Annotated in this window: 14 protein-coding genes; 3 read left to right on the top strand and 11 right to left on the bottom strand. The window is 72.7% G+C overall.

The genetic code is table 11. The annotated features are described in order from the left end of the window. Window positions 1–84 precede the first annotated feature (84 nt). Window positions 85–1,317, top strand: a complete 1,233-nt coding sequence (locus IG54_RS0102000) for an ROK family protein (protein ID WP_030776433.1) — start codon at window positions 85–87, stop codon at window positions 1,315–1,317. A gap of 21 nt (window positions 1,318–1,338) precedes the next feature. Here the strand turns inward: IG54_RS0102000 and IG54_RS0101995 are convergent, their stop codons facing one another. The 6 genes from IG54_RS0101995 to IG54_RS0101970 form a co-directional block, all read right to left on the bottom strand. After that, a complete protein-coding gene (locus IG54_RS0101995; RefSeq protein WP_030776431.1) occupies window positions 1,339–2,265 on the bottom strand; it encodes a phosphotriesterase family protein in 927 nt (308 codons plus the stop codon). After that, the gene (locus IG54_RS0101990; protein ID WP_030776428.1) at window positions 2,259–2,843 is read right to left on the bottom strand and encodes a DUF4865 family protein; all 585 of its coding nucleotides are present in this window, start codon (window positions 2,841–2,843) and stop codon (window positions 2,259–2,261) included. The genes IG54_RS0101995 and IG54_RS0101990 overlap by 7 nt, the downstream gene beginning before the upstream one ends. 17 nt (window positions 2,844–2,860) lie before the next feature. Then, entirely contained in the window at window positions 2,861–3,262 is a 402-nt protein-coding gene (locus IG54_RS0101985) for a cupin domain-containing protein (RefSeq protein ID WP_030776425.1), read from the bottom strand. Between the two features lie 60 nt (window positions 3,263–3,322). Continuing rightward, a complete protein-coding gene (locus IG54_RS0101980) occupies window positions 3,323–3,907 on the bottom strand; it encodes a TetR/AcrR family transcriptional regulator (protein WP_234335928.1) in 585 nt (194 codons plus the stop codon). A gap of 232 nt (window positions 3,908–4,139) precedes the next feature. After that, entirely contained in the window at window positions 4,140–4,631 is a 492-nt protein-coding gene (locus IG54_RS0101975) for an ATP-binding protein (protein WP_030776420.1), read from the bottom strand. Between the two features lie 201 nt (window positions 4,632–4,832). Continuing rightward, the gene (locus tag IG54_RS0101970; RefSeq protein WP_030776419.1) at window positions 4,833–5,162 is read right to left on the bottom strand and encodes a hypothetical protein; all 330 of its coding nucleotides are present in this window, start codon (window positions 5,160–5,162) and stop codon (window positions 4,833–4,835) included. A 372-nt stretch (window positions 5,163–5,534) separates the two neighbouring features. On the opposite strand from IG54_RS0101970, the gene IG54_RS0101965 reads away from it, so the two are divergent. Continuing rightward, window positions 5,535–6,632, top strand: coding sequence for a PLP-dependent cysteine synthase family protein (locus IG54_RS0101965; protein WP_051819202.1), 1,098 nt, complete (start codon window positions 5,535–5,537; stop codon window positions 6,630–6,632). Between the two features lie 62 nt (window positions 6,633–6,694). Here IG54_RS0101965 and IG54_RS0101960 read toward each other — a convergent pair whose 3' ends face one another. Both IG54_RS0101960 and IG54_RS0101955 read right to left on the bottom strand, forming a co-directional pair. Beyond that, window positions 6,695–7,174, bottom strand: coding sequence for an SRPBCC family protein (locus tag IG54_RS0101960; RefSeq protein ID WP_030776413.1), 480 nt, complete (start codon window positions 7,172–7,174; stop codon window positions 6,695–6,697). Window positions 7,175–7,235: 61 nt separating this feature from the next. Beyond that, a complete protein-coding gene (locus tag IG54_RS0101955; RefSeq protein WP_234335927.1) occupies window positions 7,236–8,156 on the bottom strand; it encodes a DeoR/GlpR family DNA-binding transcription regulator in 921 nt (306 codons plus the stop codon). Window positions 8,157–8,367: 211 nt separating this feature from the next. Here IG54_RS0101955 and IG54_RS0101950 point away from each other — a divergent pair, with 211 nt between their 5' ends. After that, the gene (locus tag IG54_RS0101950; protein ID WP_106976923.1) at window positions 8,368–10,710 is read left to right on the top strand and encodes a hypothetical protein; all 2,343 of its coding nucleotides are present in this window, start codon (window positions 8,368–8,370) and stop codon (window positions 10,708–10,710) included. Here the strand turns inward: IG54_RS0101950 and IG54_RS0101945 are convergent. The 3 genes from IG54_RS0101945 to IG54_RS0101935 form a co-directional block, all read right to left on the bottom strand. Further along, window positions 10,670–13,075, bottom strand: a complete 2,406-nt coding sequence (locus tag IG54_RS0101945; RefSeq protein WP_030776406.1) for a right-handed parallel beta-helix repeat-containing protein — start codon at window positions 13,073–13,075, stop codon at window positions 10,670–10,672. The two genes, IG54_RS0101950 and IG54_RS0101945, sit on opposite strands and share 41 nt — an antisense overlap. 164 nt (window positions 13,076–13,239) lie before the next feature. After that, window positions 13,240–13,845, bottom strand: a complete 606-nt coding sequence (locus IG54_RS0101940; RefSeq protein ID WP_030776402.1) for a hypothetical protein — start codon at window positions 13,843–13,845, stop codon at window positions 13,240–13,242. Window positions 13,846–14,033: 188 nt separating this feature from the next. Further along, window positions 14,034–14,858, bottom strand: coding sequence for an MOSC domain-containing protein (locus IG54_RS0101935; protein WP_030776400.1), 825 nt, complete (start codon window positions 14,856–14,858; stop codon window positions 14,034–14,036). Between the last annotated feature and the right edge of the window lie 66 nt (window positions 14,859–14,924).

Genomic DNA, 14,924 nt, shown 5'->3' with positions numbered 1-14,924 from the left:
CGGGGGGCGGGGCGGGTTCGTGGCGGAACGACGGATGACGCGCGAACGGCGAGGCCGTGTACGGATCATGGGAGACTCGCCCTCATGAACGGCAAGGCTGACCCCCGTGCCGAGGGGGAAGTGACCACGCGTACCCGCCTGGAGCGAGGGCGCGGCGCGCTGGGTCCCGCGCTCGAACTGGTGCACACCGGGCGGGCGCCCACCCGCGCCGTGCTCACGTCCGAGCTGGGCGTCACGCGCGCCACGGCGGGTGCCGTCGCCGCCGAGCTGGAAGCGCTCGGCCTGATCAGGATCGACGCCAAGCCGAGCGCGGCCGCGGGCTCGCAGGGCAGGCCCTCGCACCGCCTCTCGGTCGCGGACGAGGGACCCGTCGTGCTGGCGGCGCAGGTGCACGCCGACGGCTTCCGGGCCGCGCTGGTCGGGCTCGGCGGGCGTACGGTCGCGACCGCGCCCGGTTGCGAGACCGTCGACGCCGACCCCGCGCAGGTCCTCGGTTCCGTGGTCGACGCGGGCGCGCGGCTGCTGCGGGAGACCGGCAGGCGCTGCGTGGGGGCGGGCCTCGCGGTGCCGTCCGCGGTGGCCGAGCCGGAGGGCACCGCCCTCAATCCGCTGCACCTGGCCTGGCCCGCGGGCGCGCAGGTCCGTGAGATCTTCACGGAGTGCGTCCGCGCGGCGGGCATCGAGGGTCCGGCCTTCGCCGGGAACGACGTGAACCTCGCCGCGCTCGCCGAGCACCGCCACGGCGCGGGGCGCGGCGCCAGGGACCTGCTGTGCGTGGCGACCGGCCACCGTGGCGTGGGCGGGGCCCTCGTCCTCGACGGCCGCCTGCACACCGGCAGTTCGGGTCTCGCCCTGGAGGTCGGCCACCTCACCGTGAATCCCGAGGGGCGGCCGTGTTACTGCGGGAGCCGGGGCTGCCTGGACGTCGAGACGGATCCCCTCGCCTTCCTGACGGAGTCGGGCCGCGAGCCCGGACCCGAGGGGCTGCTCGTGCAGGCCCGCGCCCTGCTCCGCGACGCGTACGACGACCCGTCCGTGCGCTCGGCCGCCGAGGCGCTGATCGACCGGCTGGGGCTCGGCCTCGCGGGGCTGGTCAACCTCCTCAACCCGGACCGGATCATCCTGGGCGGCCTGCACCGCGCCCTCCTGGAGGCGGACCCGGAGCGGCTGCGCGCCGTCGTCGCCGACCGCAGCCTGTGGGGGCGCAGCGGCAGCGTACCGATCCTCGCCTGCACGCTGGACCACAACAGCCTGGTCGGAGCGGCGGAGTTGGCTTGGCAGCCGGTGCTGGACGACCCCCTGCGCGCGCTGGGCTGAGTGCCCGCAACAGCCTTTGGGTCAAGCCCACTCGACCCCGAAGGCGCGCCCCGCGTTGAGTGTGAGGATCCGCTGCGTCAGCTCCTCGCCCACGACGCTTTCGAGCCGGGGTCGCGTCCCGCGCAGCAGGTACGGCATTCCGGGCCCACCGCGCACCGACCGTGCCCCCGCCGTGGTCGTGTCGCCGCCGAGAAGCAGGCGGTCCCCGAAGCCCGCGTCGGCCAGGGAGCGCACCGCGTCCGGCATGCGCCAGTCCGTGGCGTGGTGGGCCCGGGAGGGGCCGTCGAAGGCCAGGAAGGCGCCCGCCTCGGCGGCCTGCCGGTGGAGGCGGAGGTCGGGGAAGCGGTTGAGGTGACCGAGGATCACCCGCCGCGCAGGAACCGACAACTCGCCGCAGAGCAGGTCGAGTACGTCCAGCGCGGCGGTGCCCAGCTCCAGGTGGACGGCGATCGGCGCGCCCGTCGCGCGATGGGCCTCAGCCGCGGCGGTCATCGTCCAGCGGGCGTGGTCGTCGAGCCCGTGGAAGCCGCCCGCGACCTTGACCAGTCCGGCCCGCACCCCGGAGTCCGCGATGCCTTGGGTAAGTTCGCGGACGAACAGCTCCGCGAGGTCCCCCGAGCGCAGCCGCGCCAGCAACTCCGGTACGTAGTGGGCGGCTTGATGCAACCCCGTCGCGGCGACGATACGCACGCCCGTCGCCCTGGACAGCTCCGGAAGCAGCTCCGCGCGCCGCCCCATCCCGTGCGGTGTCCACTGCACGACGCCGCTTCCCCCCGCCGTCCGGAACGCGGCCAGCTCCTCGGCCGCCGCCCCGGCCGCCTCCAGCTCCTGGCCGGGCAATTGGGGGCTGCGCAGGAAGAGATGGTCGTGGGCGTCGCAGACTCCGAGGTCCGCCGGGGCGATATCACCGAGAACCGTACGGACCTTTCCGGGGGCGGAGGTCACCATTGCCGCCCCGTCGCCAGTTTCCCGCGCTCGGGCGTCGACAGGTGCAGCACCTGGAAGACGTCCCCCGTCCCCTCGGGTGCCTCGTGCTCCCAGAGGGAGAAGTGCACCGCTTCCCAGGTCCGGGGATCAACGGCGGCGATCGCGCTCACCGCGCCATCCACCCTGACCGACGTCTCGACCCCATGGGCGAGTTGATCGGCCAGCTCAGGCAGCCGCGTGGACTCGGGGATCCTTTGGCGGCGGCGCACCGCCGCCCTCGGCGCGACCGCGGACGGAGTCGAATCCTCGTAGGCGACAGCCGACCAGTGCTGTACGACCGGTCGCCCGAAATCATCGGCGAGCCCCTGGAAGCCCGGCCCCCACAGGAAGGAATTCATGCCCGCTGCGGTGTTCCAGAGGTAGAACGGCGCGTATTGGTTGACGGGCGAGCCGTCCCTGCCGCGTTCGCGCATCAGATAGGCCTTGAAACCGAGTCCCGCGAAGGCGTCCAGGAGGTGCCCCTTCGTCTCGACGCGGTGGCGGATGACGCCCATGTCGTAGTCGGCGGGCAGGGTTATCTCGTACTGCATCGCGTGCACCGCGTACTCCCGTAATGTTAGAGGCAGTTGGGGTAGGTGTCGGCGTCGACCAGGGCGCCCCAGTCGGCGGTCGTGCCGTCCTCGGCGGCCTCGACCACGGCGAGGTGCGTCATGAACGTGCGCGGCCCCGCGCCGTGCCAGTGCGCCTCATCCGGTTCGATCCAGACCGTGTCGCCCGCCCTGATCACCTCGACGGGACCCGACTCGCGCTGCACGAGACCCTCGCCCTCGGTGACGTGCAGGACCTGGCCGTGCGGGTGGCGGTGCCAGGCGGTGCGGGCGCCCGGGGCGAAGTGGACGCTGAACATGCGCAGCCGGGAGGGGGGCGGGGGCGCGGCCAGCTCGTCGAGCCAGACCGTACCGGTGAAGTGCTCGGCGGGTCCTCGCAGGCTGTCGGACCGATCGCGGGTGATGTGCAACGTACGACTCCATGGGCGGTAGTGGCAGTGGTGGTAGGGGCGGCAGTAGCCGGAATGCCGCTAGTGACGGGTGGTGCGCGAAGAAGCGGCGCAGGCGCCGAGCAGGGTGAGCAGGCCGCGTACCGCCGCGTCGAAAGCGGCCGGCGCACCGGACGAGCGGGCGAGGACATAGCCGCCCTGCACGGTCGCGACGACCGTGGACGCGATCTCCCGGGGCACGAGCGCATCGGTGAACTCGCCCTGGGCCACCCCCTCTTCGAGAATCCCCGCGAGCCGGTCGCGCAGCCAGTCGAGGGTCTCGGTGACGGGCGCGCGCAATGCGTCGCTCGCGATGACGTCCGGGTCCATCGTGAGCCGCCCGACCGGGCAGCCCCTCAATACGTCTCGCTCGCGCAGCAGATACGCCTCCACGCGCGCGTACGCCGACCCGGAACCGCCGAGGACCGCCTCGGCGGTGGCTCGCATCTCCTCGGCCGTACGCCGGATCGCGGCGAGCGCGAGGTCGGGTTTGCCCGTGAAGTGGTGGTACATACTGCCTTGCCCCGCGCCCGCGTGCTGCTGGATGGCCTTGGGGCTCGTCCCGACATAGCCCCGCTCCCACAGCAGCTCGCGCGTGGACTCGATCAGACGCTCCGGAGTGCTCATGGAGCCAGTGTACATACTAGTAGGTACACCAATGGTGAGAACGACTCAGCGCCTTCGTGTGCCCCGTTCCGCCGGGGCGGCTCGCGGTGGTCGCGCTGGTGGGCCCGGCCGCGGGAGCCGCGGCGGGCCCGCGCCCCGCTCGGCGGGCGGCACGCCTCGATGCGCTGCGGGGACCGGGGCGACATGCCCTGTCCCGGGAGATGCCGTTCGCGGCGAGGCTGTCACCGCCCGGTCAGCCGGCAACGGCCGACCGGGCGGGAGTCTTCGCGGCCGCCCCCGCCGACCCGGCCGCCCCGTACAGGGGGTACGACGGCACGGTTGCCGAGGGGCACGGCGCGGGGAGCGTGAACCACACGGTCTTTCCCGCGTCGCCCTGCGGGCACACGCCCCAGGACTCGCTCACCGCCGCCACCATCGCGAGGCCGCGGCCACAGGTGTCGAAGGGGTCGGCCTCGTGGACCTCGGGCAGCCGAGGATCGTGGTCGTGGACGGAGACCGTGAGGCGGTCGAGCAGCAGCTTGATCTCCACGGTGCACTCCTTGTCGGGCTCGGCGTGCCGGTGGACGTTGCTGAGCAACTCGGTCACGCCGAGGGCTGCCTGGTCTATCAAGGGATCGAGATGCCAGTAGCGCAACTGCGCAGAGATGATTCTGCGGACCTGGCGGATCCGCGACGGCAGAGCTTGCAGCTCTACCGTGCAATGCCTGCTTGGTTGGCTGATCACGGCTGCGACTCCCCGAATTGAGGTCCGGAAGAAGACGACGTTCGGATCGGAGCAGGGGGCCGCGTGGTCTGCCGCCTGCTGCGTGGCCGGCGGCGGGCTGGTTCTTCAGCGTCATCGCCGGTAAACCCAGAGTGATGTGAGACCAGAGTGACTCAGGGGGTGCGGGCGTGCAACTCGCGGGTGGCGCCGCGTGACCGCCGCTCAGCCTCGCCGACGCCGCTCCGCGGCCCTGCGTACGGCCTCCATGAACCTGCGTACGGTCGGCGGACCGCCCTGGCCCGGCCCCGGTTCACGCTCGCCGAGGGTCAGCCGGTAGCGCCTGCCGTTCACTTCGGCCAGCGCGTGGTCGTCCGCGGCGAACCACGGCTTGCCCGTGCGCACCGCCTGCACCGGCGCGCTGTCGATCTCCTTGCCGTAGCTGGTGAGCAACTCCAGCCTGCCGTCGGCGATACGGACCTGGCCCGCCCGGGTGAGGGAGCGCAAGCGCCGCCCGATCCGCACGCCCGTGGCCGTGAACTCCGGCTCCGCCATGACGTTCCGCCCCCTTGTGCGCTTCGGCTTCGGTGAACCTATGGCTCCGGTGAACCTATGGGCTCCGGTGAATTCGTTCCTGCCGGGACAGGTGCCCCGTGCGGGGCAGTCTGCACGCACGCGGCGTCGAGCACCAGTCCGCACGGAGATGTCCGGACAGGCTGTCGACGCCCTCGCGTGCCCCTTCCCGCAGAGCCTGCCCGCCCGCTGCGCCAGCAGTGTCTTTGAGCCGCTCAAAGGTGTGTTTATGCAGGTGGGGAGCGTGCGAAGGGTGTTTAAGATCGAGGGGTACGGCCGCGCCGAATCGCGTCCGGCACGACGCGAAGGAGCCCCGCCGTGAGCACCCCCCGACAGGATCGAGCCGACGAGCCGATGCCCACACTCGACGTCGACCACAGCGACGAGGAGTACCGCGCCTGGCTCAAAGAAGCCGTCCGCAAGGTCCAGGCCGACGCCAACCGCTCGGCCGACACCCATCTCCTGCGCTTCCCGCTGCCCGAGCAGTGGGGCATCGACCTCTACCTCAAGGACGAGTCGACGCACCCCACCGGCAGCCTCAAGCACCGCCTGGCGCGCTCGCTCTTCCTCTACGGCCTGTGCAACGGCTGGATCAGGCCGGGCCGCCCGGTCATCGAGGCCTCCAGCGGTTCCACGGCCCTCTCCGAGGCGTACTTCGCGAAGCTGATCGGGGTGCCCTTCATCGCGGTCATGCCGCGCACGACGAGCGCCGAGAAGATCCGGCTGATCGAATTCCACGGGGGGCAGTGCCACTTCGTGGACGACTCGCGCACGATGTACGCGGAGTCGGCCGCCCTCGCCGTGGAGACCGGCGGCCACTACATGGACCAGTTCACGTACGCGGAGCGAGCCACCGACTGGCGGGGCAACAACAACATCGCCGAATCGATCTACCAGCAGCTGAGGTTGGAGCGCTACCCCGAGCCCGCGTGGATCGTCGCCACGGCCGGCACCGGCGGCACCTCGGCGACCATCGCGCGCTACGTCCACTACATGCAGCACGACACCCGCATCTGCGTCGCCGACCCGGAGAACTCCTGCTTCTTCGACGGCTGGACGAAGAACGACCCGCACGCCACCAGCGACTGCGGCTCCCGCATCGAGGGCATCGGCCGCCCCCGCATGGAACCGAGCTTCGTACCCGGGGCGATCGACCGCATGATGAAGGTGCCGGACGCGGCGTCCGTCGCCGCCGTGCGCGCCCTGGAACTGGCCATCGGCCGCAAGGCGGGCGGCTCGACCGGCACCGGTCTGTGGAGCGCCCTGAAGATCGTCGCCGAGATGGTGGCCGCGGGCCGCACGGGCAGCGTGGTCACCCTCCTGTGCGACCCGGGCGACCGTTATCTGGACAAGTACTACTCGGACGCGTGGCTGGCCGAACAGGGCCTGGACATCACGCCGTACGCCGAAGCCATCGACACGCTCCTGACCACGGGAGCGTGGCCCAAGTAGGCCGAGTCGGGCCGCGCCGACGCGTCAGCAGGCTCACCAAGTTACGCACCGGCGAGTACGCGCTACGCCTCGCTCCGCGTGAGCCGGCGGTCCAGCGCGGTGACCGCGTCGCGGAAGGCCCGGCCCAGGCCCGCGCGGCCGATCCTCAGCGAGAGGCGGAAGGGGGCGGGACCATCGGCGGCGAACGTCCACCGCACACGGGTGCCCGCCCCGGCCGGGACGAGCCGCCACTCCTCCACGAGCGCCCGCGGACCCGGCGCGTTCGTCTCGTCGACGCGGTAGGCGTACCGTTCCGGCGCGTCGGCCGCGAGGATCGTCTCCCGGAAGCGCGTACCACCCCTGAGCAGGACCTCGCGTCCCTTGCCGCCGTCGGCCGGGCGGCACCGCGTGACCGACGAGAACCACGTGGGCCAGGCCATCACATCGACGGCGAGGGCGTGGTAGACCGCCTCGGGCGGGGCGCTCAGCTCGCGCGTGAACACCAGGCGCAGCGCGGCGGACTCGATGAAGTCGAGCCCCACAGGGCTCAGTCGGCGCATCATCGAACTCTGCCCCCCCCAGCGGAGTAGTTGACCGGGAAAGCTCACCATAGCTGGCGGTTCGTCAGATGTCTGCGGAGTCCTCGTGCCGCTCAGTGACGCCGGGGTCGTCAGTGCCCTCAGTGTCCTCAGTGTCCGCGCTGCTCTCAGGGCCCGCGGTGTCCTCGACGCCCTCGCGCTCGCCCGCCACCACGAGCCGGTTCAGATGCTCGGAGATCTCCGCACGGGCCTCCGCGGGCAGCCCCGCGTCGGTCACCAGCGTGTCGACCTGCGACAGCTCAGCGAACGAACTCAGGCCCACCGTGCCCCACTTGGTGTGGTCCGCGACCACGACCACGCGCCGCGCCGACTGCACCAGGCGGCGGTTGGTCTCCGCCTCGGCCAGATTCGGCGTCGACAGGCCCGCCCCCGGCGATATGCCGTGCACACCCAGGAAGAGCACGTCGAAGTGGAGCGACGCGATCGCCTGATCCGCGACCGGCCCCACCAGCGAGTCCGACGGAGTGCGCACCCCGCCGGTCAGCACGACCGTCGCCATGCCCTGCCGCTGCCCGGAACTGCGCTGCGCGGAGTGGAAGACATCCGCGACCCGCACCGAGTTCGTCACCACCGTCAGGTCCGGCACGTCCAGGAGGTGGTGCGCCAGCGCGTACGTCGTCGTGCCGCCGGACAGCGCGATCGCCGAGCCCGGGACGGCCAGCGACGCCGCCGTCCGCGCGATGTCCTCCTTGGCGGTCGGCTCCAGGCCCGACTTCGCCTCGAACCCCGGCTCGTGCGTGCTCGCCTCGACGACCGGCACCGCCCCGCCGTGCACCTTCTCCAGCACGCCCTGACGGGCCAGCGCGTCGAGATCGCGGCGGACGGTCATGTCGGACACGCCCAGCTTCCGGGTCAGTTCATTGACACGGACCCCGCCCCTGCGGCGCACTTCGTCGAGGATCAGAGCGCGACGCTGCTCGGCGAGGAGGTTCTGATTCTCACTCACGCCCGGCCCGGCCCTTCTGCCTCGTCCACCGACCGCGCCCGACCGGCGCGCAGGGCCTCATCCTCGCATGTGCCACTGACACCGGTGCCACCCCCCGCGCGCGGTTCACGCCCACCCCGGAAGGGGGAGATTACGTGACGAGGGGTGCGCCGGGATCCGCGAGCCGGGATCCTTGTGCCCACACCACGCACATGTCGGGGGAAGCGGAACAGTGGAGCGTGCGACGCAGGACGAGACCGCCCTGGAACTCCTGGTCCATGGAGTCGGGGGCACCACACCGGAAGAGATGCTGGGCGATCCGCGGACCGTGCGGATCTCCGGCGACAACACGGCGGCCCTCTTCCGCCGCACCGAGGACGCCGACGCGGAGCAGCGCCCCGACGACTACCGCGGCAAGCCGGTCCCCGAGGCCTACGTGTGGTGCAACCTGACCTCCGGCAACGGCTCACGCGCCCTGTGGCTCCTGCTGCTGCCCTTCATGGTCGTCAACCTCGCCCACTGGATGCGCCCCACCTCACGCCACCGCCGCCCCCTCGTCCGCACCTACGGCCTCCTGGTACGGCTGACCGGACTCACCCTCACCGTGCTGCTCGTCGCCGCCGCCTGCGAGGTCGCGCTCGACCTCACGGCCTGGCAGTGCGCGGGCACCCCCCGGTGCGCCGCCGACCGCGGCTGGCTCGGCTTCCTCGCGACCGACGAGGCGGGCCGGGGCGGCTGGTGGTCGCAGCCCGGCCGACGGCTCGCCCTCGCCGCCCTGCTGCCCGCCGCCCTCACCGGCCTGCTCTGGTACCTCTCCCACCGCACCTGGAGCGCGTACGAGTCCCAGCAGCCGCTGCCCCACAAGCCCGAGGACGAGGAGGAGGAGGCGACCCGCACCGCACTCAGCAGGCCCGGATTCTGGTACGGCCGCCGCCTCGTCGCCCGGCTGCGCGCCGCCCACACCGCCGCGGGGCTGCTCACCGTCGCCGCGGCCGTCGGCGCCTCGGCCGCCCGCCACGACCGCCGCCCCGGGGGCTCCGCGCTCCTCGACCTCCTCGGCTGGACCGTCGACGCGGCGCTCGTCCTGGGCGGGGGAGCCGTCGTCTGGGTGGTGTGCCGCAGAGGGCGCAGCGAGCGCAGACTCGACCGCCGGCTGGACCGGGCCCTCGTGCGCGGACTCCCCCTGGCCGCGCTGGCCCTGCTCGTCCTGATCCTGGTCTACGCGAGCTGGTCGCGCCCCGGCTGGCGGTCCGAGGGACGGCTGCCGGGCGACGCCACTTTCGGCGGCATCGCGATCGCCCAGGGCCTGCTGGTCGTCGCCCTCGCGGTGGTGGCGCACTCCCTGTACCGCACCTCGCCCGACGCCCGCACCGCCATCCGCGGCCTCGGCGGCCCCGCCGTCGCCATGCTGTCCTGCGCGCTGGGCGGGGTGATGTCCGGCGGCGGCGCACAGCGCGTGGCCGACTGGCTGGACGGCGCCCACGGCTCGATCGACGGACCGCCCGTGCTGCTCACCTGGCAGGCGTCCGTGATCCCGCCGCTCCTCGTCGTCGTCGCCGTGCTGTGCGCCTGGCTGGGCCTGCGCACCCTCCAGCGCAAGCGCCGCGAGATGACGAAGGTGACGCTCGACTACCCCGGCGAGCCCAAGGACTCCGCGCGCACCCGCCGCATCGCGGGCACACGCGCGCGTGCCGCCCTCACCGACCGCGCCCCCCTGCTCGTCGGCATCATCTCCGCCGTCACACTGCTGTTCGGCGCCGGAGCCCTCATCGGCGCATGGCTGACGGAGAAGGTCCCCGCACAAGCCGTCCAGGGCACGCCCGATGTCGTCGAGGGCGCGGGGGAGACGGCCCAGGCACTCGGCTCCTGGCTGATCGGGTTCGGCTTCATACTGTTCGTCACCTGGGGCCGCCGCGCCTACAAGGACGCCTCGGCCCGCCGCACCATCGGCATCCTCTGGGACGTCGGTACGTTCTGGCCGCGCGCCGCCCACCCCTTCGCCCCGCCCTGCTACGCCGAGCGCGCGGTCCCCGACCTTACCTGGCGCATGGCGGCCTGGACCCGTGCCACCAGTGCCACGGGCGGGCGCCTCGTCATCTCCGGGCACTCCCAGGGCAGCGTCCTCGCGGCGGCCGCCGCCTGGCAGCTGCGCCCCTCGGTCCGCAGGCGCGTCGCCCTGCTGACCTACGGCTCACCCCTGGAGCGTCTCTACGGCCGCTGGTTCCCCGCCCACTTCGGCCCGGCGGCGCTCACCTCCCTGCACCGCGAGGTCGACTGCTGGCGCAATCTGCACCGCCCCACCGACCCGATCGGCGGCCCCATCAACCTCCGCGGCGCCTGCGGCCCCCAAGTCGACCGCGCCGCCCTCAAGGACCCCCTGGCCTACGGCCGTACGGAGACCCACCCGCTCCCGGCACCCATCCACGGCCACGGCGGCTACCAGACCGACCCCGCCTTCGCCGAGGAACGCGCACGGCTCCTCGCGCGCCTCAAGGCGGTCGTGCCGCCCCCGAGGCCGGCGGCGCGGGAAGCGGTCACACCAGCTCCGGCAGATCCTCCGGATACAGCAGGGTGAGATCGTCCGTGCTCGGCTCGGGCAGCTGGGCGACCCGGCCCGCGTGCCGCTCCACCATCGCCTCGAACGTCTGCCGCGCGGTGCGGCCGTTGCCGAACGCCGGGCCCTTCGGGAGCGCCGTGAAGTACTTCAACAGCGCCTCGCCCGCGCCCGTGCCCAGCCGGTACTCGTGCTCCTCGGCCTGCTGCTCCACGATCCGCAGCAACTCCTCGGGAACGTAGTCGCTGAAGGTGATGGTCCGCGAGAAGCGGGACGCCACACCCGGATTGACGGAGAGGAAGCGCCGCATCTCCTCGGTGTAGCCCGCGACGATCACCACGACGGCCTCGCGGTGGTCCTCCATCAGCTTCACCAGCGTATCGATGGCCTCACGGCCGAAGTCACGCCCGGAGTCCTCGGGGGAGAGGGCGTACGCCTCGTCGATGAACAGCACGCCGCCCCGCGCCCGGTCGAAGGCCTCCTGGGTGCGGATCGCCGTCGAGCCGATGTGCTCCCCGACCAGGTCGACGCGCGAGACCTCGACGAGATGACCGCTCTCCAGGACGCCGAGCGAGGCGAGGATCTCGCCGTAGAGCCGCGCGACGGTCGTCTTGCCCGTACCCGGCGACCCCGTGAAGACCAGGTGGCGGCGGACGGAGGCGGCCTTGAGCCCGGCCTGCTGCCTGCGGCGGCCCACCTCGATCATGTCGGTGAGGGCGCGCACCTCCCGCTTGACGCTGTCCAGGCCGACCAGCGCGTCGAGTTCGCCGAGGACCTCCTTGGAGGCGCGGGCGCCCTTCTCGGGAGCCGTCGGCTGCGGGGCCTGCTGGACGGGGACGGAGCCGAGCAGCCCGGCGGTCTGCGTGAGCGTCTGCGCGGCGGGCGTCTCCAGCGGCGCCGACCCCGGTGCGGGCACGCCACCGCTCTGGTCGCTCGCGCAGTCCTCGACGAGCGGACCCTCCTCCGAGAACTCGAAGCCGCCGCGCGCGCACCGCTCCGTGCGGCACTTCTTCAGCGTCGTACGGCAGCCGTCGATGACATGGAAGCCGTAGCCGCCGCTGCCGCTGACCCGGCAGCCGTGGAAGCTGCCGCGGCCGCCCGCGGAGACGTAGAAGCCGGCCTCGGCGGGCGAGGTGACCGTGCAGCGCTCGATGGTGGGGTCGGCGCCCTTGGTGACGATCACTCCGGTCTGGACGGCGTCGACCGTGCAGTTGGCGAGCGTGCCGCCGCTGCCGTGGTCACGGAACCACGCGCCCGTGGCCGCCTCGCGGATACGGCAGTCGTCGAGCTGCGCGGTCGCGCCGTCGCTCACCGACACCGCCGTGTTGCGCACCTGGGAGAGGTCGCTGTCGACGACGTCGGCGCGCGAGCCGCGGTCCAGGACGAACAGCGCGTCCGGCACGTCGCGCACCCGGCACGACTCCAGGACGGCCGTCGCCCCGTCGCTGACCCACACCGCCGGATAGTCGCCCGTACTGTCGTGGATCTCGCACTGGTTGGCGTCCACCCGCGTGCCCGGGTCCCACACCGACAGGCCGTTGCGCCCGAAGCGGTGGACCGTGGAGCGCGTCAGCGTGAGTACGGAGCGCGAGCGCAGGTCGATCGCGTTCTCCGGGATGTCGTGGATGCGGCAGTCGGCCAGCGTCAGAACGGCATCCGTGTCGAGCGTGACGCCGTCGGAGGTGGTCCGGTGCACGTCGCAGTCGGTCAGATGCGCCGACGCCCGCCCGGTGACCTGGATGCCCGAGCCCTTGATCTCGTACACCTCGCAGCCGATCGCCTCCAGGCCGGTGTGCTCGCCGGTCACCGAGAGGCCGGCGCCCGAGGCGTGGTGCACCCGGCAGCGCTCCAGGCGGGGGTGCGCACCGCCGCGCACCGCGACGCCGGACTGGCCCGCCGCGACGACCTCGCACTCCTCGAAGACACCGCCGCCACCGTCGAGCACCGCGATGCCGATGCCGCCGGGGTTGTCGACGGTGCAGCGGCGCACCGTGGGACGCGCGCCGCCCCGCACCTCTATGCCGGCCGAGGAGCGGGTCACGACCCGGATGCCGGCCAGCTCCGGGGCGCCGTCCTCGACGAGCAGCGCGGGCGCGGACGAGTCCTGGCCCTCGACGTGCAGATCCTGTACGACGGCGGAGGCGCGCACCGTGAGCGGCACCCCCTCGGACGGGGCGATGCGCACGGAACCGGCGGAGCCCTCGGGGCCGCGCAAGGTCACCGCACGCTGGACGACGAGGTTCTCGCGGTAGGTGCCCGCGGCGACGGTCAGTACGTCGCCGTCGCTCGCGGCCTCCAAGGCAGCGGCGAGCGATGCGTACTCGCCGGTGCGGCGCCGCCACCGCGACGTGCCGGTGTGCGTCACCTGGACCGTGCCCTGTGCCATGGAGTTGCTCTGCCCCCACCTCGTCGTATGCGGGATCTCGCCCCGATGTGCTGCGTCGATGCGCAAGAAGCCGAAGAGTTCGGCCGGTCCACCGTAGCGCGGGTGAGCAGGGCGAGTTGACCCGATCGCCAGGCTCCCGCCCGCGGGGTCCGGCCAACGGGCGGTCAGGAACCGGCGCCGGTCCTGCCCCAGTCGGGGCCGGCCTTGGCCCATGCCTGGTCCAGGCGGGCATGACGCCCCCGCACGATGTGCCACAGGACGAGCCTGCGGGCGCCCTCGATCAGCGCGACGCTCGCCGTGGCCGCGCCGAGCCCGGCGAGGGCGGCGTGCGCGGTCGCCGTCGCGCTGTCCAGCGGGCGGCCGACGACACGGCCGCGCTCGTCGGTCCACAGCCGGAAGCGGTCGCCTGGCCGCGGGGCGTCGAGCCGAGCCACGACGACCCCCGAGCGGTCGGTGCCGTCCGGGGCCGACCAGCGCGCGAGCACGCGGCTGTGGGCGTCGCGCGCCGACGAGGTCTCGGGATCGGGGTCGAGCGGGGGAGCGGAGATTTTCCGCAGGACCGTGCCGACGATCGCGTGGCGGGCCTCGCGCTGCTCGCGCACCGAGGTGAGCAGGGCTTCCCGCGAGCGGTCGGCGGTGAGCGTGCCGATGACGGGGACGGCGACGAGGATCAGCATCAGGGCGACAAGCGCCACCCACGCCTCGGCGAGGTCGGTGCCGCGGCGCAGCGGATTGTGCCGCCAGCGCCACAGTCCGGCGATTGCCCGCACAGACCTGCACCCCCTTCCGCGTCCGTCTTGATCAGGAACGGCACGGCTCGCGCGCGGGTGGCGAGAAGAGAGAGCGAAATTACCGTGTGCGGCCGCCCCGCGAAGTCGCCCGGCGAAGTCGCGCTCCCTTCGCGTTCATGAAACTCAACGTCCTTGCTCCGCCATTGAGTTCCCCATTCGGCCACCGGTCATTCGAGGATCTTGAATGCGTCACCGACGCGGATGACGCCGGTGGATTCGGGCACCAGATTCTGCCCGAAGACGAGCTGGTCACCGACACGGCGGTGGCGGGCGAGCGTGCGCAACGGCTCCTTGCCGCGCTCCGCGGTGTTCTGGTCGGTGGTCGTCACGACACAGCGCCCGCACTTCTTGACGACGCGGAAGACGACGTCGCCTATGGCTACGCGCTTCCAGTCGTCCTCGGCCCAGGGCGGGGTGCCGTCCACGACGACGTTGGGCCTGAAGCGGTTCATCGGCAGCGGGCCCTCGTCCGCGTGATCACCCTGGGCGATCAGGGAGTTGAGGGCGTCGAGCGAGGAGAGCGCGGTGAGCAGCAGCGGGAAGCCGTCCGCGAAGCTGACTGTCTCGCCCTCCTTGCCGTACGCGAGGTCGACCGGGCGGCGCTTCGCGGGGTCGTCGAGGTGGACGAGCCGCACATCCGTGTCGAGGTGGGCACTGAACCAGGCATGCGCGTCAGCGCTCGCGGGCACCGCGTCGACCTTGTCCTTCCAGACCTCCACCGGCACCGTCTCGACGGGGTCGGGCACGGCGATGGTCAGGGCCCTCCTGCCGGGCGCGGACACGCGAAGGCCGCCGCCGGGCAGAAGCTCGGCGGCGACGAGCGCCATGCGTGGATGCGGCCGTTGGGAGACGAACCGGCCGTCCGTGTCCACCAGCATCCACCGGCGGTCACCCGCGAGCCCCCAGGGCTCCACGACGGCTTCGCGGGGGGCGTGCCCCTGCGCCGCCTTGAGCGGGTGGACGTGGATCGACAGAAGTGCTGGATTCGACATGAGGACATCCTGCCAGCAGCCACTGACAGTGATGTCCCCCGGCGTTCGGCCCCCGCGCCCCGGCGA

Origin of the sequence: Streptomyces sp. NRRL S-920, assembly GCF_000717945.1 — a bacterium.
GTDB lineage: Bacteria > Actinomycetota > Actinomycetes > Streptomycetales > Streptomycetaceae > Streptomyces > Streptomyces alboniger.
Note: the sequence above shows the minus strand (reverse complement) of the source record. Positions and strands in the feature narration are given on the sequence as shown.

Coding starts and splice junctions, on each gene's coding strand:
- IG54_RS0102000 (WP_030776433.1), top strand. CDS start 85: ATGAACGGCAAGGCTGACCCCCGTGCCGAGGGGGAAGTGACCACGCGT.
- IG54_RS0101995 (WP_030776431.1), bottom strand. CDS start 2,265: ATGGTGACCTCCGCCCCCGGAAAGGTCCGTACGGTTCTCGGTGATATC.
- IG54_RS0101980 (WP_234335928.1), bottom strand. CDS start 3,907: ATGAGCACTCCGGAGCGTCTGATCGAGTCCACGCGCGAGCTGCTGTGG.
- IG54_RS0101970 (WP_030776419.1), bottom strand. CDS start 5,162: ATGGCGGAGCCGGAGTTCACGGCCACGGGCGTGCGGATCGGGCGGCGC.
- IG54_RS0101965 (WP_051819202.1), top strand. CDS start 5,535: ATGCCCACACTCGACGTCGACCACAGCGACGAGGAGTACCGCGCCTGG.
- IG54_RS0101960 (WP_030776413.1), bottom strand. CDS start 7,174: ATGATGCGCCGACTGAGCCCTGTGGGGCTCGACTTCATCGAGTCCGCC.
- IG54_RS0101945 (WP_030776406.1), bottom strand. CDS start 13,075: ATGGCACAGGGCACGGTCCAGGTGACGCACACCGGCACGTCGCGGTGG.
- IG54_RS0101935 (WP_030776400.1), bottom strand. CDS start 14,858: ATGTCGAATCCAGCACTTCTGTCGATCCACGTCCACCCGCTCAAGGCG.